We start from the raw sequence: 24591 nt of genomic DNA, 5'->3' as shown, positions 1-24591 counted from the left end.
ACGGCGCAGTCGCCGCCGCGCCGCGGCTGCTACCCTCGCCGCTTCCCGTTCGTCCGGAATCCAGATGCGTCGCGTCCGCTTGTGCCTTGTGTTGCTGTCCCTGTCCTGCCTGGCGCCGCTGGCCGTCGCGCAGGACGCCGCTACCCCATTGACGATCGAGCAGGCGATGGCCGATCCGGACTGGATCGGGCCGCCGGTCGAAGCGGCCTGGTGGGCCTGGGACGGGCGCCAGGTGCAGTACCAGCTCAAGCGCGCCGGCAGCCCGGTGCGCGACACCTACCGGCAGAGCGTCGATGGCGCCGCCGCGCAGCGTGTCGAGGACACCCAGCGCAGCACGCTGGATGCGGCCGATCCTGTCTACGACGCGCGCCGCGAACGCATGCTGTTCGTGCGCAACGGCGACGTGTTCCTGCGCGACCTGCGCAGCGGCGCACTGACCCAGCTGACCCGCAGCAACGAGGCCGCGGCGCGCCCGCAGTTCAGTACCGACGGCGGCGCGCTGTGGCGGGTCGGCAACGACTGGTACCGCTGGAGCGCCGGCGGCGGCACGCAGCAGGCGGCGGTGCTCAAGGCCGAGCGCGATCCCGACGCCGCGCCCAAGCCCGATGCGCTGCGCGAGCAGCAACTGCGCACCCTGGAAACCCTGGCCCGCGATCGCGCGCAGCGCGAACTGGCGCGGCAGCAGGAGCAGGCCTGGCGCCGCGCCGACGGCAGCCGCGCGCCGGCGCCGGTGTACCTGGACGAGGACGTGGCCATCGACGACAGTGCGCTGTCGCCGGACGGCCGCCACCTGCTGGTGGTCACCCACGCCAAGGACGGCGACGAAGGCCGCGACGGCAAGATGCCAAGGTACGTGACCGAATCGGGCTACGAGGAATTCCAGGAAGCGCGCACCCGCGTCGGCCGCAATCCGCCGCTGGCGCAGACCCTGTGGCTGGTGGACGTGGTCGCCGGCAGCGCGCGCAAGCTCGACGTGGCTGGCCTGCCTGGCATCGACGCCGATCCGCTGGCGGCATTGCGCAAGGCGGCCAAACAGGAACCGCTGAAAGGGCCGCGCGCGATCCGCGTGGAGACCGACGACGACGGCGCCGGTCCGGCGCTGCACTGGAGCGCCGACGGCCGCAATGTCGCGGTGATGCTGCGCGCGGTCGACAACAAGGACCGCTGGATCGCCAGCGTCGATCTGGACAAGGCCACCCTGCGCAACCGCCACCGCCTCACCGACGCGGCCTGGATCGGCTGGAGCTTCAACGACTTCGGCTGGCTGCCCGACAACCAGACGCTGTGGCTGCTGTCCGAGCAATCCGGCTATGCGCACCTGTACACCCAGCGCGGCACCGACACGCCGCGGCAGCGCACTTCGGGCAAGTGGGAAGTCTCCGCGCCGGTGGTGACCGCCGACGGCCAGGGCTTTCTGTTCCTGTGCAACCGCAAATGGCCGGGTGACTACGAGATCTGCAAGCTCGACCTGCGCGACGACCGCATCAGCGAGCTGACCGCGCTCGACGGCGTGGAAGACTTCGCGCTGTCGCCGGACGGCCAGCAGTTGCTGGTGCGCTATTCGGGCAGCTACCTGCCGCCGCAGCTGGCGGTAGTGCCGGTGGCCGGCGGCAGCGCGCGCACCCTCACCGACACGCGCAGCGCTGCGTTCAAGGCGCGCGCCTGGATGCAGCCGCAGTACGTGCAGGTGCCGTCCAGGCACGGCGCCGGCGTGGTCTGGGGCAAGTACTACGGCCCGCAGCATCCCGAACCCGGCAAGCGCTACCCGATCGTGATGTTCGTGCACGGCGCCGGTTACCTGCAGAACGTGTCGGCGCGCTACACCCCGTACTTCCGCGAGCAGATGTTCCACAACCTGCTGGTGCAGAAGGGCTACGTGGTGCTCGACCTGGACTACCGAGCCAGCGCCGGCTACGGCCGCGACTGGCGCACCGCGATCTACCGCAACATGGGCCATCCGGAACTGGACGATTACCTGGACGGCCTGGACTGGCTGGTCGCCGACAAGCAGGGCGACCGCGACCGCGCCGGCATCTACGGCGGCTCCTACGGCGGCTTCCTGACCTACATGGCGCTGTTCCGCAGCCCCGGCACGTTCAAGGCCGGCGCCGCGCTGCGCCCGGTCGGCGACTGGACCCAGTACAACCACGAGTACACCGCCAACATCCTCAACACCCCGGAGCTGGACCCGCAGGCCTACCGCGCCTCCTCGCCGATCGAATACGCCGCCGGCCTGCGCGGCCACCTGCTGATCGCCCACGGCATGATCGACGACAACGTGTTCTTCCGCGATTCGGTGAGCATGAGCCAGAAGCTGATCGAGCTGCACAAGGACAACTGGGAGATCGCCCCGTACCCGCTGGAACGGCACGGCTTCACCCGCGCCGATTCGTGGCTGGACGAATACAAGCGGGTGCTGAAGCTATTCGAGCAGCAGTTGAAGTAGGGCTGCCTGGCGAGCGGTCGCGGCTGAAGCCGCTCCTACACAGGCTGCCTGCGCAACCCGGAGGCTCTTGTAGGAGCGGCTTCAGCCGCGACAAGCGACACGCCGGCTTCCCGGTAGGGACGCAGCTCGCTTGCGCCGGCAGCAACCCGCCCTATCCTTGCCGAACGCTTTGCGGCGCCCCCGCTGCGTCACTCCACCGAAGGACCGCTGATGCCGCCACCGCCCCTGCCCACCGCCCGCAACCCGATGATCGACACGATGGCGAAGATCTCGCTGCTGGTCGGCGTGGCCTGGCTGCTGTACGCGCTGGTCCAGTTGGCGGTACTGGCGCTGCTGCCCGATGGCGCGCTGCAAGCGGTGGTGCTGCGCATCGGCATCCCCCTGCCGGCGCTGCTGCAATGGTGCCTGGACCACATGCTGGCCCTGTCGCTGCTATCGGCGCTGTTGGCGCTGCTGTTCAGCGCCTCCGCGTGGGGACTGCAGCAACGGCGCGAATGGGCACGGCTGAGCTTCGTCGCCTTCCTGGTCGTCACCGCCCTGGCTAACTTCGCCAGCCTGCCGCTGCTATGGCAATTCTTCGGCGCGATGCAGCAGATGCTGCCCGACGCGATGCGGCATCGCGCCGACGGCGCGCAGTTGCTTGGCCAGCTGCAGACCGGACGCATGATCAGCATGGCCACTGCCACGGCGACCTCCCTGGTCTTCGCCGCGCTGCACGGCTGGATCGTCTACCAGTTGTACCGGCCAACGATCCGCGCCGAATTCCGCCGCTGAGCGCACGCCACCGCCACGGCAGGCAGCATCGAGTCCGCGGTGATGCTGCAACGGATTTGCGCCTGATCGCGGGCAATCGGCTACGTTCGACGGCGGCATGAGTCCGCTTGCCGATCCCACGCAGCTCGACCCTGCATGGCGCATCTTCCTGCAGATTGCGTGCGCTCCTGGCGACCAGCCCCGATTGGCCAAAGCGCTGTGTCGATACGCCACGGCGAGCGCGCGCAGCAGCCGCTGGCGCATGCAGCGCCGTCGTAATAGCGAGACAAATCCGACTGCGCGAGCTATGTGTGACTTATAGCGCCCCGCGTGCGCCGCGCCGCGTGCAAAAGTAACGGCTGCATTGAAAACGCGCCGCGCTCCCCTCGCCCGCTGGCGCTTCGTCCCCTCGGAGAGTTTTGGCAGCCGCAAGCCTTCGCCACGCGGCAAGGGGCAATCGTGCGTGCGGTCTTCATGACCGTTCTCCTTCCCTCCGTAAAGGCCTGCATGATCAAGTCATGGATTTTCGAACAACTGAACATCGCTTCCGACGAGAACCCCCTGCATTTCGATGCCTCGTTATGCAGCGACGAATACGCATGGCGCAGCGAGACGTGGACACAGGCCGAATCGCAAGGCTTCCACGGCATCTTCTTCAGCGAACACCACTTCAGCGGCGCGCGCGCCTGCCCAGCGCCGGGACTGCTGGCGGCCAGCGTCGCGGCGCGCACCCGTCGCCTGCGCATCGGCGTACTGGGCTGGGTATTGCCGATGTGGCACCCATGGCGTTTGCTCGAGGAAATCGGCGTCCTCGACCAACTCAGCCAGGGCCGTTTGGAGATCGGAGTGGCCCGCGGCTCCAATCCGCGCGAGGCAGTTGCGGTCGGCATCGGCGAGGACGATATCGCGCCGATGTACTGCGAAGCCCTGGATATCATCGAGCAAGCGCTGCACAGCCCAGGCCTGTCGCATCGGGGGCGGTACTGGTCGTTCGACAACCTGCTCATCGTGCCACGCCCGCTGCAACAGCCGGCGCCCCCCATCTGGGCCACGGTGCGCAGCCCTGACGCGGCGGCAGAGGCGGCCCGCCGCGGCCACAAGGTCTGCACCGGCTTCCTGCCCACCGCGCAGATCGTACAGCTGTTCGATGCCTACCGGCAGGCGGCGGAACGGGCCGGGCGAGCGGAAAGCCGCGAGCAGCTGGCGATCCGCCGCTGCATCTTCGTCGCCGACAGCCGCGCACATGCCCTGGCGCACGCGAAGGCCGCACAGGCGCAGATGCCGTCGATCCTGGACGAGGACATCATCTCCGGCAGCCCCGACGACGTCGGCGAGCAGATCCGCGCCCAGCTGCACGCCACCGGTGCCGGCAACATCGTCGGCTTCTTCGCCGGCCATCGCCAAGACCGCGACGCGGTACAGACCTCCTACCGCCTGTTCGGAGAACAGGTGATACCGGCACTGAACGCCGCCCCTGCCTGACCGCCAAGCACCTCCCCAACAGGATTGCCCCATGGTGTCGCCCACCGGCCGCTTGGTCGACGACAACGGCGGCTTCGCCGCAGGCGAGCAGCTGCTGCGCCTGCATCTGAACGAATCGTCCTACGGTCCGCCCCCGGCATCACCACACTGTTGCAACAGGAACTGGAAGCCCATTCCGGGCGCTATCCGAAAAGCAACTGCGCCGCGCCATGGCGCGAGCTTGGTCGTGGACGAAGCCTCCGTGGACGACGTGGAGGACCCGTGCGCGCCGGCCGGCGCCCGGTGCTGCTGGACACGTTCTCCAAGGCATTAGGCATGGCCGCGCTGCGCGCATGCCGCGGTGCGGCAGCGTGATGGTCGCGTCCGGCGCGGCCGCCCATGCACAGCATCACGGCGTGCAGACGCCACGGCGGCGACCGCTTAGAATGCGCCCATGCACGATTTCGACAGAGTCCGCGACTATCTCACCGGATTGCAGGACCGCATCTGCGCCGCCATCGAGGCCGCCGACGGCCGCGCCCGTTTCGCCGAAGACCTGTGGCAGCGGGCGGAGGGCGGCGGCGGACGCACCCGCATCCTGCGCGACGGCGCGCTGTTCGAGCAGGCCGGGATCGGCTTCTCCGACGTGTCCGGCACGCGCCTGCCGCCTTCGGCCAGCGCCAACCGGCCGGAACTGGCCGGCGCCTCGTGGCGCGCCACCGGCGTGTCGCTGGTGTTCCACCCGCACAGCCCCTACCTGCCCACCACCCACACCAACGTGCGCTTCTTCCGCGCCGAGCGCGACGGCCAGACCGTGGCCTGGTGGTTCGGCGGCGGCTTCGACCTGACCCCGTACTACCCGTTCGACGAGGACGTGCGCCATTGGCACCGCACCGCGCAGGCGCTGTGCGCGCCGTTCGGCGAGGACCGCTATGCCGCGCACAAGCGCTGGTGCGACGAATACTTCTTCCTCAAGCACCGCAACGAGACCCGCGGCGTGGGCGGGTTGTTCTTCGACGACCTGCACGCCGACTTCGAACGCGACTTCGCCTACCAGCGCGCGGTCGGCGACGGCTTCCTGGACGCCTACCTGCCGATCCTCGAGCGCCGCCGCGCGCTGCCGTGGGGCGAGCGCGAACGCGAGTTCCAGCTGTACCGGCGCGGACGCTACGTCGAGTTCAACCTGGTCTACGACCGCGGCACCCTGTTCGGCCTGCAGAGCGGCGGCCGCAGCGAGAGCATCCTGATGAGCCTGCCACCGCGGGTGCGCTGGGAATACGGCTTCCAGCCCGAACCCGGCAGCGCCGAGGCGCGCCTGGCCGAGTACCTGGTGCCGCGCGACTGGCTGGCATGAGCGCGCCGTTGCTGGCGAGCGTCCTGGGGCGCGAGGACAAGGCACGCATCGCCGAGCAGCTGCAACGCTATCTGCGCGAGGAGCTGCAGCAGGAGATCGGCGGCTTCGAGGCGCAATTCCTGCTCGATTTCGTCGCCGAGCGCATCGGCGCGCACTTCTACAACCGCGGCTTGCAGGACGCGCGTGCGCAGTTGACCACCCAGTGGGAGGCGCTGGACGACGCGCTCTACCAGTTGGAGCAACCGACCGAGCCGCGCCGCTAGCCGCGGTGACGCCGCTTCCTGTAGGAGCGGCTTCAGCCGCGACCGGAGCTTTCCCGGTAACGCCCGGTCGCGGCTGAAGCCGCTCCTACAGGCAGTGCCGCCAAGCGCCGGGGCGCTGCCCGCTCAACCGTCCTTGGTGGTCAGGATGGTGATGTGGCCGTTGGTCTCCAGCAGCGCCAGGCGCACGTTGTCCAGGCCCGGGCAGCCCTGCTGGCGCATCGCCGCCTCGAAGTCGGCGTTGCTGACCAGTTCGCGGCGCAGCACCTGGCGGAACACGTGGCCGTCGCGCGCCAGCACCACCGGCTCGCCTTCGATCAGGCGTTCGGCGCGATCGCTGCGCGAGGTGATCAGGCCGACCCCGAAGTTCAGCGTAATCAGCGTCGCCGCCAGCAACAGGCCGCCGCCGAGCGAGGTGTCCTGGCCCAGCAGCGCGTTCTGCACCGCATTGCCGAGCAGCACGATCAGCAGCATGTCGAACGGCGTCAATTGCCCCATCGCGCGCTTGCCCGACACCCGCACCATGGTCAGCACCGCCGCATATACCACCACCGCGCGGAAAATGAATTCCCACCATGGCATCGACAGATGAAAAAGATCGGGCATCGCACGGCTCGCAGGATTGGGTGGAGCCGCGACCTTACGCCGCTGGCGATGGCAGTGCACTGGATTTTCCAGGACCCAATAAAAAGCCCCGCGGACCAGGGGGAGGTCGGCGGGGCCAGGGAACGGAGACTTGGGGAGGAGTCGCCGTTCCTGGATCTGCTCCAGGGGATGGGAGGAGATCCGCGACAGGTATTGCGCCTGTCGAGGAATATAAAAACATTTTGCACCTTGCTAGTTCGTGAAGATTTCAGTTAAAAATTCATCGAATTAAGGACCGATTCATTCGCAAAATTCCAGGCAACGCAGGGTTCCAGGAACAACTGCTTTTTATAGGACGGATCGGTGCACAAGGACGCGGCAGCCGCTGGTTTGCGATGCGGAGTGAATCCCGAAACCGCGCGCTGCTCGCCTTTTGGTGCGTCAATGCTCCAGCATCGATCCGGTCCCGATCCGCATTCGAGCGACGCCGGCGATCCAGGCGTGGACGCCGGCGCGGCGGTCGTCCCTTCGCCGCGGGCGATTCTTGCGCCGGGGGCATGCCTGGCAACGCATAAAGACGTTCAGGCGCGCGGCCCAACCACCCGGCTGTGCCGTTCGCGGCACCTGCCCGCCGTCCCGAGTCCCGAGTCCCGAGTCCCGAGTCCCGAGTAAAGACTAGTGTGCCTCGTCCCAGTTGTCGCCGACGCCGCTATCCACCACCAGCGGCACCTTCAGTTCGGCGGCGGCGGCCATCCGCCGGGTCACTTCCGGCAGCAAGGTGTCGACGAAGTCGGCGTCGGCCTCGAACACCAGTTCGTCGTGCACCTGCAGGATCATCAGCGCGCGTTCGCGGTGCTGCTCCAGCCAGGCGTCCACGGTTACCATCGCGCGCTTGATGATGTCCGCGGCGGTGCCCTGCATCGGCGCGTTGATCGCGGCGCGCTCGGCGCCGGCGCGCAGCCCCTGCTGCTTGGCGTTGATGTCGTTCAGGTACAGGCGGCGGCCGAACAGGGTCTCCACGTAACCCTGGCTGCGCGCCTGTTCGCGCATGCGCTCCATGAAGTCGCGCACCGCCGGGTAGCGGCTGAAGTACAGCGCCACATAGTCCTGCGCCTCGCCGCGGCCGATGCCCAGGTTGCGGGCCAGGCCGAACGCGCTCATGCCGTACATCAGGCCGAAATTGATCGCCTTGGCGGCGCGGCGTTCGTTGCTCGTGACGTCTTCCAGCTTGCGCCCGAACACTTCGGCGGCGGTGGCGCGGTGCACGTCCACGCCGGCGCCGAAGGCGCGCAGCAGGCCCGAGTCCTCGGACAGGTGGGCCATGATCCGCAGTTCGATCTGCGAGTAGTCGCAGGCGATCAGCTTGCGCCCGGGCGGGGCGACGAAGGCGCGGCGGATGCGGCGGCCGTCGTCGGTGCGGATCGGGATGTTCTGCAGGTTCGGATCGGCCGAGGACAACCGCCCGGTGGCCGCGCCGGCCTGGTGGTAACTGGTGTGCACGCGGCCAGTGTCGGGATTGATCATGTCCGGCAGCTTGTCGGTGTAGGTGCTGCGCAGCTTGGCCAGGCCGCGGTAGTCCAGGATCACCCGCGGCAGTTCGTGCTGCTCGGCGATCGCCTCCAGCGCCTCTTCGTTGGTGCTGGGCTGGCCTTTGGGGGTCTTCATCAGCGCCGGCAGTTTCAGTTCGTCGAACAGCACCGCCTGCAGCTGCTTGGGCGAGTCCAGGTTGAAGGTGCGCCCGGCCAGCGCAGTGGCCTTCTGCTGCGCGGCGAGCATGCGCTGGCTCAGGTCCTGGCTCTGCCTGCGCAGTTCGGCCATGTCCACGCACACGCCATTGGCCTCGATGCGGGTCAACACCGGCACCAGCGGCATCTCGATGTCGCGGTAGACGCTGGCCAGCGCCGGTTCGGCATCCAGCTGCGCGGACAGCGCGCGGTGCAGGCGCAGGGTGATGTCGGCGTCCTCGGCGGCGTAGCCGGTGGCGTCGTCGATGGCCACCTGCGAGAACGCGATCTGCTTGGCGCCCTTGCCGGCCACGTCCTCGTATTTGACCGTCTCGTAGCCCAGGTAGCGCCGCGCCAGCGAATCCATGTCGTGGCGGCTGGCGGTGGAATTGAGCACGAAGCTCTCCAGCATGGTGTCGTCGGCATAGCCGCGCACGTCCACGCCGTGGCGGCGCAGCACGTGCAGGTCGTACTTGCCGTGCTGGCCGATCTTGGGCTTGGCCGCGTCCTCCAGCAGCGGTTTCAGCGCCGCCAGCGCGAGGGTCCGGTCCAGCTGCGCCGGCGCGCCGGGGTAGTCGTGGCCCAGCGGCAGGTAGTCGGCACGGCCCGGTTCGATCGCGAAGCTGAGCCCGACCAGGTTGGCGCGCATCGCGTCCAGCGCGTCGGTCTCGGTATCGAAGGCGAAGCCGTCGGCCGCGCGCAGGCGCGCGAGCAAGTCCTCGAGCTGCGCCGGGGTCATGATCGCGGTGTATTCGCCCTTGGCGGCCAACGCCGGGTCCAATGTGGCGTCGATCGGCGCGGCAGCGCGGGCATAGCCGGCGGCGGTGCCGCGCAGGCTGGGGGTGACCTCGGCGGCGCCGGCCGGGGCCGCCACCCCGCCGTCCAGGTCGCGCAGCGCCTGGGTGAAGCCGTAGCGCTGGTACAGGCCGCGCAGCTGCTCCGGGTCCTGCTCGCGCAGGCCCAGCGTGCGCGGGCCGCCAGGCAGGGCCACGTCGGTCTTGATCGTGACCAGTTCGCGGTTCAGCGGCAGCCGCGCCAGCGCCGCGCGCAGGTTCTCGCCGATCTTGCCTTTGATCGCATCGGCATTGGCCATGACCCCGTCCAGCGAGCCGTATTCGGCCAGCCACTTGGCCGCGGTCTTGGGCCCGCACTTGTCCACGCCGGGCACGTTGTCGATGGCGTCGCCCATCAGCGCCAGCAGATCGACGATCTGGCTCGGCCACACGCCGAACTTCTCCATCACCGCCGCGTCGGAGTCCATGCGGCTACCGCTCATGGTGTTGACCAGCTGCACGCCGGGGCGCACCAGCTGGGCAAAGTCCTTGTCGCCGGTGGAGATGGTCACGTCCAGGCCGTCGCCGGCGCCCTGCAGGGCCAGCGTGCCGATCACGTCATCGGCCTCCACCCCGCCCTCGCGCAGGATGCTGATGCCCAGCGCATGCACGATCTGGCACATCGGCTCGACCTGCGCACGCAGTTCGTCGGGCATCGGCGGGCGGTTGGCCTTGTACTGCGCGTAAAGGTCGTCGCGGAAGGTCTTGCCCGGCGCATCGACCACGAAGGCGACGTACTCCGGGCGCTCCTTCAAGGTGGCGCGCAGCATGTTGACCACGCCGAACAGCGCGCCGGTGGGCTCGCCGGCGGGGTTGGTCAGCGGGGGAAGCGCGTGGAACGCGCGATACAGGTAACTGGACCCGTCGATCAGGACTAATCGGCTCATCGGGCAATTCTACGCTGCGCCGGCCTCGGGGCTCGGGAGCGCCTGAGCCCCTCTCCCCCTGGAGAGGGGCTGGGGTGAGGGTGCGGCGCGGAAGCGTCTCGCTGAGTTCAATGCACGAGGCTTCGCCCGGACCCTCATCCGCCCCTGCGGGCGACCGCCCCCCGAAAAGAGGGCCATGGTCCCGGTGGGAGAAGGGTACGCGTCGCCGTCCATCGCGCGCCGAATGCGGCGGCGCGGCGCATAATCGGGGGCGACGCCTTTAGGCTGTGGAGAATGCTGCGATGAAAGCCCTGATGCTGGTTCCGCTGTTGCTGCTGGCCGGCTGCGCCTCGACCGGGATCGGCCCCGACAGCCCGCCGGTGGATGTCCGCGGCGCGGACGTCACCCACCGCACGATGGGCAACGGCGACAGCGTGGACGAATACCGGGTCTCCGGCCAGCTGCGCGCGGTCAAGGTGACCCCGGTCAATGCCCCGGCCTACTACCTGTACGACCAGAACGGCGACGGGCACATGGACGGCAACAAGGACAACGTGTCGCCGGTGTACTGGAAGCTGTATAGCTGGTAGCCGGCCGCGTCTGCAGCCGGCGCCACCCGGGACGCGGAGCTGACGCAAGCGCAACGATCCGGGTCTGCCGGATATGAAGAGGCCGCCGCGCAGACTAGAGCGTGATCGCGGCGAAGGCCGGGATCGCCGGGAAGCCCGCCGGTGCCGTGACCGTACCGGCGGGCTTGACCCGGTTGTGGTACCACAGAGAGTACGCATAGATGCTCGCCGCCGGTTTCTGGCCCAGGCCGTGGTCGGCCGGATAGGCGCCGTTGTTCGCGGTGACCTTGACCAGCAGCGGCAGCCGCTGCTTGGTGAAGGCGGCATCGCAGACCGCGCAGGGAAACGCATCCTGCACGATCAGCAACGGCCCGGCCGCCGCTTTCGCCCCAAGCGCGTTGTAGACGCCGATTTCCGAATGCTGCTGCTTGCCGTCGCCGCTGACCGCGCCGTCGCACCGGATTTCCATTTGCCGTTGGCGACGTGAGCCTTCCGTATTGACGTTCATGCACGATCTCCTCGCAGGTTGTGGCGGGCGCCGATCGCCGGATGCGGCGGCGCGATGTCTGGAGGCGTGCGCTGCCGGCGGTGTACCAGCGGCGGGTGGCGTCCTTGGCAGCCAGCGTCGGCGCAGGGCGCATGCCGGACCATCGGTGCAAACCTGATTCTTCGCTGCCGCGGGGCCGAAGACCGCCGCTGGCCTCAGCGACGGCTGGCGCATGGCGCATGCGCACGCGACGGCGCGCAGCCGAGCGTTCGTGTGGGGTCCGCGCTACTGCGCTGCAGCCGCAGTGCAGCCTGGCCTGGCTGCTGTACGCAATGGGCTTGGCCTCGAAGCGGCAACGCCAGCGCAGCGTCCAGGCCTGTTTCGGCATGTCCAGGCGCAATGGCGCAAGGCGTGCCGCGCGGCGCCATGCCAACGCCACGGCCTTTACATCCCGATGTGGCGTTGTGCGCACTCCGGTGCAGCCGGCGCCGCGGCCACTCCCTGTAGGAGCGGCTTCAGCCGCGACAGATCTGCCGATCTGCCGCTGACGTGTGGATTTCTGTCGCGGCTGAAGCCGCTCCTACAGGACAGGACGCAGTGTCCAGAAACCCGCTGCCTCAACGAATCACCAGCACCGGCACGTGGCTGTGCGCCAGCACCTCGGCGGTCTGGCTGCCGAGCAGCACCCGGCTCATGCCGCGGCGACCATGCGAGGTCATCACGATCAGGTCGCACTGGTGCGCGGTGGCGATGTCGATGATGCCCTCGGCCGCGTAACGGTCGAGCACGTGGCAGCCATGCGCGGTGACGCCGGCCGCGGCAGCCGCGGCGAGCGCCGGTGCCAGGATCTTCTGCGCCCCGTCCTCGCGGTCCTGCCGGTACTCGGGCGTGGCCTCGTAGCCCACACTCCAGCCCATCGCGTCGTACATGCCCATCGCCCAGGGCTCGGAGACGGTGACGATGTCCACGTTCGCGCCGAGCCTGGCGGCCAGCGCCAGCCCCTGCTGCAAACCCTTGTCGGACAACTCGGAACCGTCGGTGGCAATCAGGATGCGCTGGTACATGTGCGTACTCCGGTAACGCCGCCTGCGGCGGCACGGACACCATTGCACACCCGGCGTAAACGCCGCGCCTTGACCCGGATCAATGTGCGGACGGACGCGACGCCAGCGGCCGGGCCGGATTGCCGGCCACGCGTGCGCCGGCGGGTACGTCGCGGGTGACCACACTGCCCGCGCCGATCACCGCATCGTCGCCAATCGTCACCCCCGGCAGCACGATCGCTCCGCCGCCGATCCAGACATTGCGGCCGATCGTCAGCGGCCGGCCGAATTCCAGCCCGGCCGCACGCTGCGCCGCATCGCGTGGATGGTCGGCCGCATACAGCTGCACCGCCGGCCCGATCTGCGTGCCGTCGCCGATGCTGACCTTGCAGACATCCAGGATCACGCAATTGAAGTTGAGGAACACGTCCTCGCCAAGAAAAATGTTGTAGCCGTAGTCGCAATGGAACGGCGGCCGCACCACCGCCCCATGCCCGACCGCGCCCAAGCGCTCGGCCAGCAAGTCGCGCCGCCGCGCCGGCGGCTCGGCCGATGCCGCGTTGTAGCGCAGCATCCACGCCTTGGCCGCGGCGTGATCGGCCTGCAACTGCGCATCGCCGGGGCGATACGGCTCACCGACCAGCATCTTGTCTTTCTCGCTACGCATCCTGCCCTCCCAGGCGATGTGGACGGGGATCATCGCATCGCGGCGTGACGGGCCCAACAGGATGACGATAAGCCGGACCCTGTGCGGCGCGGCGTGTCGGTGTGCGCTGATCGTCATGCCGCGCGACCACGACTTCGACGCAGCGCCGCGCAACGTCGCGACCGGTGCATCGCCCGGGCGCGCCATCCCCCAGACCACGCAAAGACGTGACCACGGTGCAACCGCACTCCCGGCAGCCGCACCAAGCGCGCCCCGCAAGTGCTAACGTCGCGCGCTCGCCCTTCCCACTTCCAAGCCGCCGGAGCGCCCGCATGTACGTCGCCGCCATTCCTACTCCCCGCCGCGCCTGCTCGGCCCTGGCCCTGGGCGTTTGCCTGGCAATCGCAGGCACGGCCGGCGCGCAGATCCTGCGCATGCCGGAGGTGCCGGCGCCGCAGGACACGCCCTACCCCGGCAGCATCGCGCTGCAGGTGGATGCCGGCGACGTGCGCCAGGGCATCTACCGGGTGCGCGAAACCATCCCGGTCGCGCCCGGGCGGCTGACGCTGCAGTATCCGCAGTGGATCCCCGGCGACCATTCGCCGAGCGGGCCGGTGGCGATGCTGGCCGGGCTGACGCTCACCGCCAACGGCGCGCCGCTGGCGTGGCGCCGCGACACCTTCGATGTCTACACCTTCCATGTGGACGTGCCGCCGGGCGTGTCCGCGATCGAGGCCCGTTTCCAGTACCTGTCGCCGCGCGACGACGGCTTCGAGATGACCGACAGGATGCTGCAGCTGGAATGGAACAAGCTGGCGCTGTATCCGGCCGGGCACTACACGCACGGCATCAGCGTGCTGCCCAGCGTGACCCTGCCGGCGGGATGGCAGTTCGGCACCGCGCTGGAGACCGCAACGCAGTCCGGCGCCAGCACCACCTTCAAGCCGGTGGATTTCGAGACGCTGGTCGATTCGCCGATCTACGCCGGGCGCTATTTCAAGCGCGTGGATCTCACCCCACCGGGCGGCGCGCCGGTGCATCTGGACGTCATTGCCGATACCCAGGCGTCGCTGGAGATCACCCCTGCGCAGCTGCAGGCGCACCGCAACCTGGCGGTGCAGGCGCTGAAGCTGTTCGGCGCGCACCACTACGACCACTACGATTTCCTGTTCTCGCTGTCCGACGTGCTCGGCGGCAACGGCCTGGAGCACCACCAGTCCAGCGAGAACGGGCTGGAGGCGGACTACTTCAGCGCCTGGGCCGACAACGCGCCCGACCGCGATCTGCTGGCGCACGAGTACACGCATTCCTGGAACGGCAAGTTCCGGCGTCCGGCCGATCTGTGGACGCCCACCTTCAACGTGCCGATGGGCGATTCGCTGCTGTGGGTCTACGAGGGGCAGACCCAGTATTGGGGCTATGTGCTCACCGCGCGCGCCGGGATGTGGACGCCGGAGCAGTTCCGCGATGCGCTGGCGATGACCGCGGCCAACTACGACCGCAACCGCGAAGGCTTCCAGTGGCGTTCGCTGGAAGACACCACCAACGATCCCACCGCCGCGCATCGCGCGCCGCTGCCGTACCGCAGCTGGCAGATGAGCGAGGACTACTACAGCGGCGGGCAGATGCTGTGGCTGGCGGTGGATGCCAAGCTACGCGCGCTCAGCCACGGCCGCAAGTCGCTGGACGATTTCGCCAAGGCCTTCTTCGGCGTGGACGATGGCAGCCACACGGTCAGGACCTACACCTTCGACGACGTGGTGGCCGCGCTCAATGGCGTGGCCGCGTTCGACTGGGCCGGCTACCTCGCGCCGCGCGTGGATGCGGTGAGCCCGCCGCTGCTGGAAGGGCTGCAGGCCAGCGGCTGGAAGCTGGTCTATACCGACCAGCCCAGCGCGTTCGAGAAGCAGTACGACAGCCGCCACCAGTCGGCGCGCCACCGCTACAACTTCGCCTGGTCGCTGGGCCTGGTGATGAACGACGATGCCAGCATCAACGACGTGGTCTGGGACGGCCCCGCGTTCAAGGCCGGCATCAGCAGCGGCGCCACGCTGCTAGCGGTCAACGGCCAGGAGTACACGCACGATGCGCTCAAGCAGGCCATTGCCGAGGCCAGGGGCGGCACCGCGCCGATCGTGCTGATGCTGAAGTTCCAGGGCGGCGTGCGCAGCGTGGAGGTGAATTACCACGACGGCCTGCAATACCCGCACCTGGTGCGGGTGGACGGCACGCCGGACAGCTTGAGCCAGATCATCGCCGCGCGCCGTTGACGCCGCCGGCGGCCGGTTCCGCACCGGCCGCCAGCGCGTGGACAGGCGGCCATGGCAGAACCTGCCTGACCCCGCCTCCGTGAAGCGGCCGCGCCTCGCGCGCCCGGGCGTGGACACCGTCCGCCGCGTGCAGTGCGCCGACGGCAGGGCCGGTGCGCCGTCGATCGGCCAGGTGCGGATGGCCGCCGACCAGGTGCACATTGCCTTGGCGCAGCAGGCCCCGCCTCCAGCGTCGTCGGCGCGGTGGGTTTCGGGGAACTGGCTGGGCATTTCGCCGGCGGCGAAGAGCTGGCGCGCAAGTGCAGCTTCTGGGAATGAACGCCCTCCCCTGACCGGGCCGCGCTTGTTGGCAGGCGGCTGGGAATGGTAGCGTCGCAGCGCGCGCAACCAAGGGAGGACGCCGTGAACGCATGCAGGGATCGCGCCTCTTCAGGTTTAACGCGCCGGCTCGATGGCGCGCTCGCACATGGCGGATGCGGCGCTGCCGCCCTGTGTGCGCAGCGTGCTGTCGCCGAATCGCCGCTGGCTTCTTCGTCCGCTGCAGCCGCACTATCTCCGGGAGGTCGTATGAAAATGCTGTTTGCAGCTGTGTTCGCCACGGTCCTGACGCCGTGCGCGTCCGTGCATGCCGATTCGCCGAAACCCTCGCCCTTGCTCGGCAGCTGGGCGGTGGACGTGTCGCGTTTGCCGAAACCGCCGCAGGAACGGCCGAAGAGCGTCACCCTGACGTTCGGCGAGGCAGGCAACGGCAAGTGGTCCGCCAAGGTCGACATCGTCGAGCAGGGCGGAGGGAAGATGCATGCCGAAGGCGTCGCCGCCCTCGATGGCCGGGCCACCCCGGTGAAGAACAATTTCGAAGCCGACACCTTCGCCCTGCAGACGCCTGCGCCCAGCGTGCTGGTGATGATGCTGGCCAAGGACAGAAGCGTGGCCTCGACCCGCATCTATACCGTCGCCACGGATGGCCGCTCGATGACCGAAACCGTCGCCGCGTTCGCGCCGGACGGTAGCCCGACGATGCGCACCAACTATTTCACCCGCGTACCGTCGCCAGCGGCGCCACCACGCCGCTGAGGCGGCCGTATTCGGCGTCCCGGACCGGGCATCGCGCCGGCATCAGGTCGTGGCGCGCGTTCGTGCGCTCTGCGCGAAGGCGCATGCCATGCGCCTTCGCCACCCATCGGTTCCCGGAAGTTGCAATGCAGGGCGTCATCGGTATTGGCGGCATCTTCCGACGCCGAGCGGTCTGATGGCTGCGTTCGCCACGGCTGAAGCCGCTCCCACAAAGGGCTTGCGGCGGGCGGGCTGGATGCACTGTGGGAGGGACTTCAGTCCCTACTGCTTCCGAAGCCGGATGGCTGCGTGGCTGCGTTCGCCACGCGATACCGCACGTCACCGGCGCCATGCGCTCGGCGTGCTCGGCAGTCGCCACTCTGGCGCCCACACAAGGCGTCACAGCACCCAGCGCGTCAGAGCACCGTCAGATTCGCGTACGCCATCACCAGCCACTTCGCGCCGACCTCGTCGAACTGCACCTGCACGCGCGCATGCGCGCCGTTGCCTTCGTAGTCGATGACCACGCCGCCACCGAACTTGGGATGCTGCACGTTGGTGCCGAGCCGGATCGCCGGCGCGTCGATGGCGCTGTGGCCGAGGTTGCGCGGCGCGCCCAGCGAGACGCTGCGCGACACCTGCACCTTCGGCCGCACTTCGTGCAGCAGCTCGCGCGGGATTTCGCGCAAGAAGCGCGACGGCACGTTGTAGTTGTCCTGGCCGTGGATGCGCCGCGACTCGGCGTAGCTGAGCACCAGCTTGTGGCGGGCGCGGGTGATGCCGACGTAGGCCAGGCGCCGCTCTTCCTCCAGGCGCCCGCTCTCTTCCAGCGAGCGCGCGCTGGGGAACAGGCCATCTTCCATGCCGACCAGGAACACCAGCGGGAACTCCAGGCCCTTGGCCGAATGCAGCGTCATCAGCTGCACGCCCTCTTCGCCGGCCTGGGCCTGGCCTTCGCCGGCCTCCAGCGAGGCGTAGGCCAGGAAACCGACCAGCTCGGTCATCACCTGACGGCCCTCGTCGGCGTCCTCGTCGTTGTCGGCGCGCACGAAGCGCGAGGCGACCGAGACCAGTTCGTCGAGATTGTCGGTACGCGATTCCGAATCCAGGCCGCCGCGGCTTTCCTTGCTCCAGTGCTCGCGCAGCGCCGAGCGCGCCAGCACCTGGTCGATCTGCTCGGGCAGCGGCAGGCCGGCCACTTCGGCGGACAGTTGTTCGATCAGCCCCAGGAACTGGGCCAGTGCGTTGCGCGCGCGCGCGGCCAGGTCGCCGCCCTGCTGCGCGGCCTGTTGCGCGGCCGCCCATAGCGACAGCGACTGCGCGCGCGCCAGGCGCCGTACTTCGTCCAGGGTGCGGTCGCCGATGCCGCGCGTGGGCGTGTTCACCGCGCGCTCGAACGCCGCATCGTCGGCGCGGTTGGCGACCATGCGCAGATAGGCCAGGGTGTCCTTGATTTCGGCGCGCTCGAAGAAGCGCATGCCGCCGTAGACGCGGTACGGCACCTGCTCGGCGATCAGCGATTCTTCGAACGCGCGCGACTGCGCGTTGCTGCGGTAGAGCACCGCCGCCTCGCTGTAGCTGCCGCCATCGCGCACCCATTGGCGCACGCGCTCGACCACGTAGCGCGCCTCGTCGATCTCGTTGTAGGACGCGTACAGATCGATCGGGTCGCCGTCGCCCGAATCGGTCCACAGCTGCTTGCCGATGCGGTCCGGGTTGTGCGCGATCACCGCGTTGGCGGCGTTGAGGATGTTGGCGCTGGAGCGGTAGTTCTGCTCCAGGCGGATGGTCTGCGCGTTCGGAAAATCCTTCAGGAAGCGCTGCACGTTCTCGACCTTGGCGCCGCGCCAGCCGTAGATCGCCTGGTCGTCGTCGCCGACCACGAACACGCGGCCGCTATCGCCGGCGAGCACGCGCACGAACGCGTACTGGATCGCGTTGGTGTCCTGGAACTCGTCCACCAGGATCTCGCTGAAACGGCTGCGGTAATGCGCCAGCAATGCCGGGTTGTCGCGCAACAGTTCGTGCGCGCGCAGCAGCAGCTCGGCGAAATCGACCAGGCCGGCGCGGTCGCAACGCTCCTGGTACAGCGCGTAGGCGCTGCGCAAGGTGGTGGTCCACTCGTCGCGCGGCTCGGGCTGGATGTGCTGCGCGCGACGGCCCTCGTCCTTCTGCTGATTGATCCACCACATGATCTGCTTGGGCGGGAACTTGCCCTCGTCCAGTTCCAGCTGCTGCACCACGCGCTTGACCAGGCGCAGCTGGTCGTCCGAATCCAGCACCTGGAAGCTTTCCGGCAACTTCGCGTCGGGCCAGTGCAGGCGCAGCAGGCGGTGCGCCAGACCGTGGAAGGTGCCGATCCACATGCCGCGGCTGCCGTTGCGCAGTTGCAGGTCGGTGCGGTGGCGCATCTCGCCGGCCGCCTTGTTGGTGAAGGTGACCGCAAAGATGCCGTGCACCGGCACGCCGTGGACTTCGTTGAGCCAGGCGATGCGGTGGGTGAGCACGCGCGTCTTGCCGGATCCGGCGCCGGCCAGGACCAGGTAATGGCCGGACGGTGCGGAGACGGCCTCGCGCTGGGCGGGGTTCAGATCATCGAGCAAATGGGAGACATCCACCCGCGCATTTTACGCCATGTGCGGGAGCCGGGACCGGCCCTGCGTCCCCTACAACGCCAGCAATGCCTGCGCCTGCTGTTGCCCCTGCACCCGCAACTCCGGGATCGCCAGGCTTTCCCACAGGCTGCCGATGCGCAGGCTGCCGAGTACGCGGATGCGCGGATCGGCATGGCCGTCGGCGTCGAGCAGCGCGCCGTCGGCAGCGGTGGCCACGCCGATGCCGTGCGCGCCGGACGCGGCATGGCCGCAGCCCAGCAGTTGGTGCAGCAGCGGGTTGCGCATGGTCTGTGCGCGCAGCTCCACGCCGGTAGCGTTGACCAGGTAGTGCGCGTCCAGCTGCAGCGCCAGCCCGTCGGGGCCGACCGCGTTGACCTGCACGCAGGCGCCGACCGGGAACACCGTGTCCAGCCGCGCGCGGTGCACGCGCAGCTGGCCGACCCGGCGCATCGCCTGCAGTTGCGCGAACACCGGCGCGGCGATGCGGTGCCGGTGCACGTCCCAGTAGCGCAGCGCATGGCGCAGGAAGCGGCGCTGTTCGGTGGCCGACAGCGACTGCCACAGCGCCTGGCCCAGCGGCCGCAGCCGCTCCATCACGCTCTGCCAGGGCAGGCCGCGCGCCTGTGCCACGGCGGCGTGCCGGCGCAGCGCGCGCAGGCGCTGGCGCAACGGTAGCGCCAGCAACGGCTGCGGGTCGAAGTCGGCCGCGGCGTGGCCGGCATGCTCGGCATGCGGCAGCGGCAGTACCGCATGCCGCGAGATCACGTGCACCGGGCCGCGGTGCGCATTGGCGAGCAGGGTCAGCACGCTGTCCACCATGCTCAAGCCGGCACCGACGATGCACACCGTGGACTCGCGCGGGATCGCGCGCAGCTGTGCGTAATTCCAGGCGTCCACGCGCACGTGCGCGGGCAGGCTGGCCGCGCCGCGCGCCGGCAGCGGACGCAGGCTGTTGCCCAACGCCAGCACCGTCGCCTGCGCGCGCAGCGTAGCGCCATCTTGCAGTTGCAGCGCCTGTCCATGCGCATCGCGATCCAGCGCCAGCACCCGCTGCTGCCGCCACTGCAGCTGCGCCGGGCTTGCGGCCTGCGCCTGGGCCAGCCGTGCGCGCAGGTAGTCGCCGTAGTGGCGGCGCTGCACATAGGCCTGCGCCAGCGCAGCACGCGGCAGCACCGGATACAAGGCTTGCTGCTGCAGCCAGTCGAGGAAATCGTCGGGCAGCTCGGCGAAGGCGCTCATGCGCCCGGCCGGTACGTTCAGCAGGTGCTCCGCGCACGGCGTCGCATAGGCCACGCCCTGCGCCAGCGCGGCCTGCGGTTCGATCAGCTGCAGCCGCAGGGCATGCGTGGCCTGCCGCAGCAACTGCAACGCGACCAGCGTGCCGGCCGCGCCGCCGCCGACGATGGCGATATCGCAGTCGCCGTCGCCATCGGATGCGGTGGGCAAGAGTTCGCTCATGCCGGCGATTGTAAGGGATGCCCTCGCCGGCTCCGCCCGCGGCTAAGAACCATCGCGCATGTCGCGGTGAAGATCGCGCATGGCGGCGACATCATGCTGTCATGTGCGTGCGCCTTCACATCAGCGCATCGGCCAGGCGGGCGATACCTTCGCGGCTGCGCCGCCAGGTCGGTCGCTTGCGCCATTCCTGCAGCGACAGCGCGCGCGCATCGGCCAGGTAGTCGGCCTCCACCGCGCGCAGCCGCTGCACCACCTCCGTGCAGTAGCACAGCACGCCGATCTCCGCGTTCAGCGCGAAGGAACGGATGTCCAGATTGATCGAGCCGACCAGGGCGATGCCCTCGTCCACGCTCAGGTGCTTGGCGTGCAGGAAGCACGGCCGGTACAGCGCGATCTTGACCCCGCTGCGCAGCAGTTCGTCGTAGTAGGCCTCCTGCGCCCAGGCGGTGAGCCGTTGGTTGCTGCTCTCCGACAGGATCAGCTGCACGTCCACCCCGGACAGCGCGGCGATGCGCAGCGCGCTGAGCGTGGCCTCGTCGGGCACGAAGTACGGCGTGACCATCACGATCCGCCGCCGCGCCAGGTGGATCAGCGCGTTGACCGCATCGCGCGCGTTCTCGAACGGATACGCCGGGCCGCTGGGCAGCAGTTGCGTGGCGGTATCGGCGCCGTGCACCGCGGTGCCGTCGGCCACACGCAGGCGCTGCCCGGTCTCGATGAACCAATCGCTGGCGAACACCGCCTCAAGGTGCCCGACCACCGGCCCCTGCAGGCGCACCACCAGTTCGCGGTTAGGATGGCCGCGCACGAATTCGGCCGCGGCCAGGTTCTGCGAACCGGTGTAGCCGACGCGGTTGTCGATCACCGCGATCTTGCGGTGGTTGCGCAGGTCCATGCGCCCGCTGCGGCGCCAGCGCAGCCCGCCCGGCAGCAGCGCCTGCACCTCGACGCCTGCAGCGCGCAAACGCTTGCGGTAGCGGCGCAGGCCGCGCTTGCCGCCACGCGCATCGAGCAGCAGGCGGCAACGCACGCCGCGCGCGGCGGCACGCAGCAGCGCGGCCACGACCGCGTCGCCGACCGCATCGTCGAACATCAGGTAGTACAGCAGGTGCACGCGTTCGACCGCCGCCTCGATGTCGTCGATCAACGCCTGCAGCGAATCCGCATAGCGGTCGAGCAACTCCACCGTATTGCCATGGGTCGGCATGAAATCGCCCTGGCGCTCGATCAGCGGCACCACTTCGGCGATCGTGGTGTCGGCGGGCGGGGTCCAGCGCAGCGCGGTCATCGGCACTTGCTGCTCGCGGATCACCTGCGAAGCCTGCGCCTGGCGCTGGATGCGCTCGCGCGACAGCCACGGATGGCCGAGCAGCAGGTACAGCGGCAGGCCCAGCACCGGCACGAAGCCCACCAGCAGCAGCCAGCTGCGCGCCGCGCCGGGCGTGGTGCGCGCGGGGATCCACAACAACGCCACCAGCCGGATCAGCCAGTCCAGCGCCAACAGCCAGGTGCCTTCCAACCAGAACGGCAGCATCGCGACCCTTCGCAAGCCAAGTCGCCCGATTCTGCGGGCTGCGGCGGCAAACGCAACCATTGCATGCGTTGCCGCCGCTGGCCAGGCCGGCGCACGCGAGATCCAACTACGTCGCGACTGCAACAGCGACGGCGCAGACCGCCGGTTCGGAGTGTGCAGGCCCCAGACGCACGAAACCCGCCTTGCGGCGGGTTTCGTGTCGACCGGAACAGCGACCCAGCGATCAGTCGATCACTTGATCTTGCCTTCCTTGTACATCACGTGCTTACGCACGACCGGGTCGTACTTCATCATTTCCATCTTCCCCGGAGTGTTCTTCTTGTTCTTGTCCGTGGTGTAGAAGTGGCCGGTGGCGGCCGAGGAAATCATACGGATCTTGTCACGCTTGCCTGCCATGATTGTTTACTCCTCAGACCTTTTCGCCGCGCGCGCGCAGCTCTTTCAGAACGGCATCGATCCCGTTCTTGTCGATGGTGCGCAACGCATGCGCGGAGACACGGAGCTTGATCCAGCGGTTCTCGCTGGCGACCCAGAAGCGGCGCTCGTGCAGGTTGGGCAGGAAGCGGCGACGGGTTCTGTTGTTGGCGTGGGAGACGTTGTTACCCGTCTGCACACGCTTGCCGGACACTTGGCATACGCGGGACATTACGCACCTCGATAAAAATTTTGAGTCGCCCATAGCCTGGGAGACGGCGGCCCCGGCAGCCTTGCGGGCCACCACGCGACGTGGGAAATCAAGCAGTTACGCTGGGAGAGGCCGACCGGAGATCGCGTTTCCGGCCGCCGGCCCGACAACAGCCGGGCACAGCGAGACACGCATTATGCATGGCTTTCCTTTGTGCCGCAAGCACTTACCGCCCCCATTGGGGTGTCCGCGCACCGTTGCGAGTGAAGTCGGGCCTGCTCAGGCAAGATGGCGCTCGACCTCGCGCATGCCGACATCGGATGCGCGCCTGAAGGCCGTCGCCACCGCAGCACAGTCCTGCATCGGCACTTGCAGTTCTTCGAAGACCTGCCGCCACGTCCGGGTCACCGCTACGATTGCGCCGATCAGTTGCGCGGCACGTGCGGGGAACAGGCCGAATGCCCCGCAACCATGCAACGCATTGTCCAAGGTGGCGCGCCTACCTCGCGGCCCGACACCCAAGTGCAGCGTGGACAAGACGATGCCACCGATCACCACCGTGGCCAGCGGCCGCTGCACTTCCGCGCCGGCCGCAACCGCGCCAGCGCGCCCTCGCGCAACGCCTGCTCCAGCGCCAGGCCGTCCTCGCGCAGCTTGCGCACGAAGGCGATCATCACCCGCCCGTTGAGCCCCGCCACCCCGGACAGCGCGATGAAGCCGACCCCGGCAGAGATCGACAGCGGGATCCCGCGCAACGCCAGCGCGATCACCCCGCCGGTCAGCGCCAGCGGCACGCCGCTGAACACGATCGCCGCATCGCGCAGCGAGCCGAACGACCAGTACAGCAGCGCGAAGATCAGCAGCAGCGTGGCCGGCACCACCCAGGCCAGGCGCTGCCCGGCCGAGATCAGCTGTTCGAAGGTGCCGCCGTAGCCGATCCAGTCGCCGCTGGGCAGTTCCACGTCGGCCTGCACGCGGCGCTGCAGTTCGGCGACGAAACCGCCGAGGTCGCGGTCGCGCACGTTGGCGGTGACCACGATGCGGCGCTTGCCGTCCTCGCGGTTGATCTGGTTCGGCCCCAGCACCGTTTCCACGTTCGCCACCTCGCGCAGCGGCACGCTGATCGGCGCGCCGCTGCGCCAGCCGGGCGCGCGGCTGGACTCGTCGGCGTCGCCGCGCTCGCAGTCGCCGCGCAGCGGGATCGGCAGCTCGGCCAGCGCCGCCGGATCCTGACGCAACGCTTCGGGCAGACGCACCACGATGGCGAAGCGGCGGTCGCCTTCGAACAGCTGCCCGGCGCACTGCCCACCGACCGCGGCGGCGACGGTGTCCTGCACTACGCCGGGATGGAGTCCATAGCCGGCCAGCGCGGTGCGGTCCGGGACCACCGTCAGCATCGGCAGGCCGGTGGCCTGCTCGAGCTTGACGTCGGCCGCGCCGGGCACGTTGCGGGCCACCTCCTCGATGCGCCGGCCAACCTCCAGCAGCGTGTCCAGATCGTCGCCGTAGAGCTTGATCGCCACGTCCGCGCGCACGCCGGAGATCAGCTCGTTCATGCGCATCTGGATCGGCTGAGTGAACTCGTAGTTGTTGCCGGGCAGCTGCTGCACCGCCGCCTCGATCTCGGCCAGCAACTGCGCCTTGGGCTTGCGCGGATCGGGCCACTGCGCGCGTGGTTTCATGATCAGGAAGGTGTCGGCCACCGACGGCGGCATCGGATCGGTGGCGACCTCGGCGGTGCCGAGCTTGCCGAACACGTGCGCCACTTCCGGGAACCGCTTGATCCGCCGTTCCAGCGTGGACTGCATGGCGATCGCCTGGTCCAGGCTGGTGCCCGGAATGCGCAGCGCATGCAGGGCGATGTCGCCTTCGTCGAGGTTGGGAATGAACTCGCTGCCCAGCCGCGTGGCCAGCACGCCGCACAGCAGCACCAGCGCCAGCGCGCCGGTGCCGATGTGGTCGCACCCTGGAGGCCGCACCTCGATCCGGCATTGCGGCTATCCTCCCCA

Annotated in this window: 19 protein-coding genes and 1 pseudogene; 8 read left to right on the top strand and 12 right to left on the bottom strand. The window is 69.0% G+C overall.

Translation table 11 applies throughout. From position 1 onward, the window contains the following. Positions 1 to 64: 64 nt before the first annotated feature. The 5 genes from ISN38_RS10790 to ISN38_RS10770 all read left to right on the top strand — a co-directional run bounded on the left by ISN38_RS10790 (position 65) and on the right by ISN38_RS10770 (position 6277). Positions 65 to 2446: a S9 family peptidase gene (locus ISN38_RS10790; RefSeq protein ID WP_108085260.1), complete on the top strand. Its 2382-nt coding sequence runs from the start codon at positions 65 to 67 to the stop codon at positions 2444 to 2446. A gap of 210 nt (positions 2447 to 2656) precedes the next feature. Continuing rightward, positions 2657 to 3220, top strand: coding sequence for a hypothetical protein (locus ISN38_RS10785; protein ID WP_003467043.1), 564 nt, complete (start codon positions 2657 to 2659; stop codon positions 3218 to 3220). Between the two features lie 309 nt (positions 3221 to 3529). Then, positions 3530 to 4681, top strand: coding sequence for an LLM class flavin-dependent oxidoreductase (locus ISN38_RS10780; protein WP_230811854.1), 1152 nt, complete (start codon positions 3530 to 3532; stop codon positions 4679 to 4681). A gap of 433 nt (positions 4682 to 5114) precedes the next feature. After that, complete coding sequence (gene hemF / locus ISN38_RS10775) at positions 5115 to 6014, top strand: oxygen-dependent coproporphyrinogen oxidase (protein WP_003467039.1); 900 nt, start codon at positions 5115 to 5117, stop codon at positions 6012 to 6014. Then, entirely contained in the window at positions 6011 to 6277 is a 267-nt protein-coding gene (locus tag ISN38_RS10770) for a DUF2164 domain-containing protein (RefSeq protein ID WP_003467037.1), read from the top strand. Before hemF ends, ISN38_RS10770 begins: the two co-directional genes overlap by 4 nt. Before the next feature lie 123 nt (positions 6278 to 6400). On the opposite strand, the gene ISN38_RS10765 is transcribed toward ISN38_RS10770, so the two are convergent. Continuing rightward, entirely contained in the window at positions 6401 to 6880 is a 480-nt protein-coding gene (locus ISN38_RS10765) for a DUF421 domain-containing protein (RefSeq protein WP_003467032.1), read from the bottom strand. Between the two features lie 654 nt (positions 6881 to 7534). Continuing rightward, positions 7535 to 10303 carry a DNA polymerase I gene (gene polA, locus ISN38_RS10760; protein WP_003467030.1) on the bottom strand — a complete coding sequence of 923 codons (2769 nt, stop codon included), beginning with the start codon at positions 10301 to 10303 and terminating at the stop codon, positions 7535 to 7537. Between the two features lie 281 nt (positions 10304 to 10584). Between polA and ISN38_RS10755 the strand changes: the two genes are divergently transcribed. After that, the gene (locus ISN38_RS10755; RefSeq protein WP_003467029.1) at positions 10585 to 10872 is read left to right on the top strand and encodes a DUF2782 domain-containing protein; all 288 of its coding nucleotides are present in this window, start codon (positions 10585 to 10587) and stop codon (positions 10870 to 10872) included. Positions 10873 to 10966: 94 nt separating this feature from the next. On the opposite strand, the gene ISN38_RS10750 is transcribed toward ISN38_RS10755, so the two are convergent. The 3 genes from ISN38_RS10750 to ISN38_RS10740 all read right to left on the bottom strand — a co-directional run bounded on the left by ISN38_RS10750 (position 10967) and on the right by ISN38_RS10740 (position 13048). Beyond that, entirely contained in the window at positions 10967 to 11359 is a 393-nt protein-coding gene (locus ISN38_RS10750; protein ID WP_038237049.1) for a hypothetical protein, read from the bottom strand. A gap of 596 nt (positions 11360 to 11955) precedes the next feature. Further along, positions 11956 to 12402, bottom strand: coding sequence for a universal stress protein (locus tag ISN38_RS10745; protein ID WP_003467027.1), 447 nt, complete (start codon positions 12400 to 12402; stop codon positions 11956 to 11958). A gap of 79 nt (positions 12403 to 12481) precedes the next feature. Then, a complete protein-coding gene (locus ISN38_RS10740) occupies positions 12482 to 13048 on the bottom strand; it encodes a sugar O-acetyltransferase (RefSeq protein ID WP_058363215.1) in 567 nt (188 codons plus the stop codon). Positions 13049 to 13359: 311 nt separating this feature from the next. Between ISN38_RS10740 and ISN38_RS10735 the strand changes: the two genes are divergently transcribed. Both ISN38_RS10735 and ISN38_RS10730 read left to right on the top strand, forming a co-directional pair. Further along, positions 13360 to 15297, top strand: a complete 1938-nt coding sequence (locus tag ISN38_RS10735) for a M61 family metallopeptidase (RefSeq protein ID WP_206711798.1) — start codon at positions 13360 to 13362, stop codon at positions 15295 to 15297. Positions 15298 to 15699: 402 nt separating this feature from the next. After that, on the top strand, positions 15700 to 16371 hold the full coding sequence (locus ISN38_RS10730; protein ID WP_230839021.1) for a hypothetical protein: 672 nt from the start codon (positions 15700 to 15702) through the stop codon (positions 16369 to 16371). A 395-nt stretch (positions 16372 to 16766) separates the two neighbouring features. Here the strand turns inward: ISN38_RS10730 and uvrD are convergent, their stop codons facing one another. The 7 genes and pseudogenes from uvrD to ISN38_RS10695 all read right to left on the bottom strand — a co-directional run. Then, positions 16767 to 18968, bottom strand: coding sequence for a DNA helicase II (gene uvrD / locus ISN38_RS10725; RefSeq protein ID WP_003467022.1), 2202 nt, complete (start codon positions 18966 to 18968; stop codon positions 16767 to 16769). A 48-nt stretch (positions 18969 to 19016) separates the two neighbouring features. After that, entirely contained in the window at positions 19017 to 20423 is a 1407-nt protein-coding gene (locus ISN38_RS10720) for an FAD/NAD(P)-binding protein (RefSeq protein WP_003467019.1), read from the bottom strand. A gap of 115 nt (positions 20424 to 20538) precedes the next feature. Continuing rightward, on the bottom strand, positions 20539 to 21957 hold the full coding sequence (gene cls, locus ISN38_RS10715; protein WP_003467017.1) for a cardiolipin synthase: 1419 nt from the start codon (positions 21955 to 21957) through the stop codon (positions 20539 to 20541). 231 nt (positions 21958 to 22188) lie between these two features. Next, positions 22189 to 22356 carry a 50S ribosomal protein L33 gene (gene rpmG / locus ISN38_RS10710; RefSeq protein ID WP_170874102.1) on the bottom strand — a complete coding sequence of 56 codons (168 nt, stop codon included), beginning with the start codon at positions 22354 to 22356 and terminating at the stop codon, positions 22189 to 22191. 10 nt (positions 22357 to 22366) lie between these two features. After that, positions 22367 to 22603 carry a 50S ribosomal protein L28 gene (gene rpmB, locus ISN38_RS10705; RefSeq protein ID WP_003467012.1) on the bottom strand — a complete coding sequence of 79 codons (237 nt, stop codon included), beginning with the start codon at positions 22601 to 22603 and terminating at the stop codon, positions 22367 to 22369. 258 nt (positions 22604 to 22861) lie between these two features. After that, entirely contained in the window at positions 22862 to 23071 is a 210-nt protein-coding gene (locus ISN38_RS10700) for a hypothetical protein (protein WP_141696018.1), read from the bottom strand. A gap of 36 nt (positions 23072 to 23107) precedes the next feature. Further along, a pseudogene (locus ISN38_RS10695) lies at positions 23108 to 24537 on the bottom strand (efflux RND transporter permease subunit); the annotation flags it as partial. Between the last annotated feature and the right edge of the window lie 54 nt (positions 24538 to 24591).

Origin of the sequence: Xanthomonas translucens pv. undulosa, from assembly GCF_017301775.1 — a bacterium.
Lineage (GTDB): Bacteria > Pseudomonadota > Gammaproteobacteria > Xanthomonadales > Xanthomonadaceae > Xanthomonas_A > Xanthomonas_A translucens.
Note: the sequence above shows the minus strand (reverse complement) of the source record. Positions and strands in the feature narration are given on the sequence as shown.

What these genes read in the sequence shown, in the direction of transcription:
- ISN38_RS10790 (WP_108085260.1), top strand. Translation starts at nt 65, where the DNA reads ATGCGTCGCGTCCGCTTGTGCCTTGTGTTGCTGTCCCTGTCCTGCCTG.
- ISN38_RS10785 (WP_003467043.1), top strand. Translation starts at nt 2,657, where the DNA reads ATGCCGCCACCGCCCCTGCCCACCGCCCGCAACCCGATGATCGACACG.
- hemF (WP_003467039.1), top strand. Translation starts at nt 5,115, where the DNA reads ATGCACGATTTCGACAGAGTCCGCGACTATCTCACCGGATTGCAGGAC.
- ISN38_RS10770 (WP_003467037.1), top strand. Translation starts at nt 6,011, where the DNA reads ATGAGCGCGCCGTTGCTGGCGAGCGTCCTGGGGCGCGAGGACAAGGCA.
- ISN38_RS10765 (WP_003467032.1), bottom strand. Translation starts at nt 6,880, where the DNA reads ATGCCCGATCTTTTTCATCTGTCGATGCCATGGTGGGAATTCATTTTC.
- polA (WP_003467030.1), bottom strand. Translation starts at nt 10,303, where the DNA reads ATGAGCCGATTAGTCCTGATCGACGGGTCCAGTTACCTGTATCGCGCG.
- ISN38_RS10755 (WP_003467029.1), top strand. Translation starts at nt 10,585, where the DNA reads ATGAAAGCCCTGATGCTGGTTCCGCTGTTGCTGCTGGCCGGCTGCGCC.
- ISN38_RS10750 (WP_038237049.1), bottom strand. Translation starts at nt 11,359, where the DNA reads ATGAACGTCAATACGGAAGGCTCACGTCGCCAACGGCAAATGGAAATC.
- ISN38_RS10745 (WP_003467027.1), bottom strand. Translation starts at nt 12,402, where the DNA reads ATGTACCAGCGCATCCTGATTGCCACCGACGGTTCCGAGTTGTCCGAC.
- ISN38_RS10740 (WP_058363215.1), bottom strand. Translation starts at nt 13,048, where the DNA reads ATGCGTAGCGAGAAAGACAAGATGCTGGTCGGTGAGCCGTATCGCCCC.
- ISN38_RS10735 (WP_206711798.1), top strand. Translation starts at nt 13,360, where the DNA reads ATGTACGTCGCCGCCATTCCTACTCCCCGCCGCGCCTGCTCGGCCCTG.
- ISN38_RS10720 (WP_003467019.1), bottom strand. Translation starts at nt 20,423, where the DNA reads ATGAGCGAACTCTTGCCCACCGCATCCGATGGCGACGGCGACTGCGAT.
- cls (WP_003467017.1), bottom strand. Translation starts at nt 21,957, where the DNA reads ATGCTGCCGTTCTGGTTGGAAGGCACCTGGCTGTTGGCGCTGGACTGG.
- rpmB (WP_003467012.1), bottom strand. Translation starts at nt 22,603, where the DNA reads ATGTCCCGCGTATGCCAAGTGTCCGGCAAGCGTGTGCAGACGGGTAAC.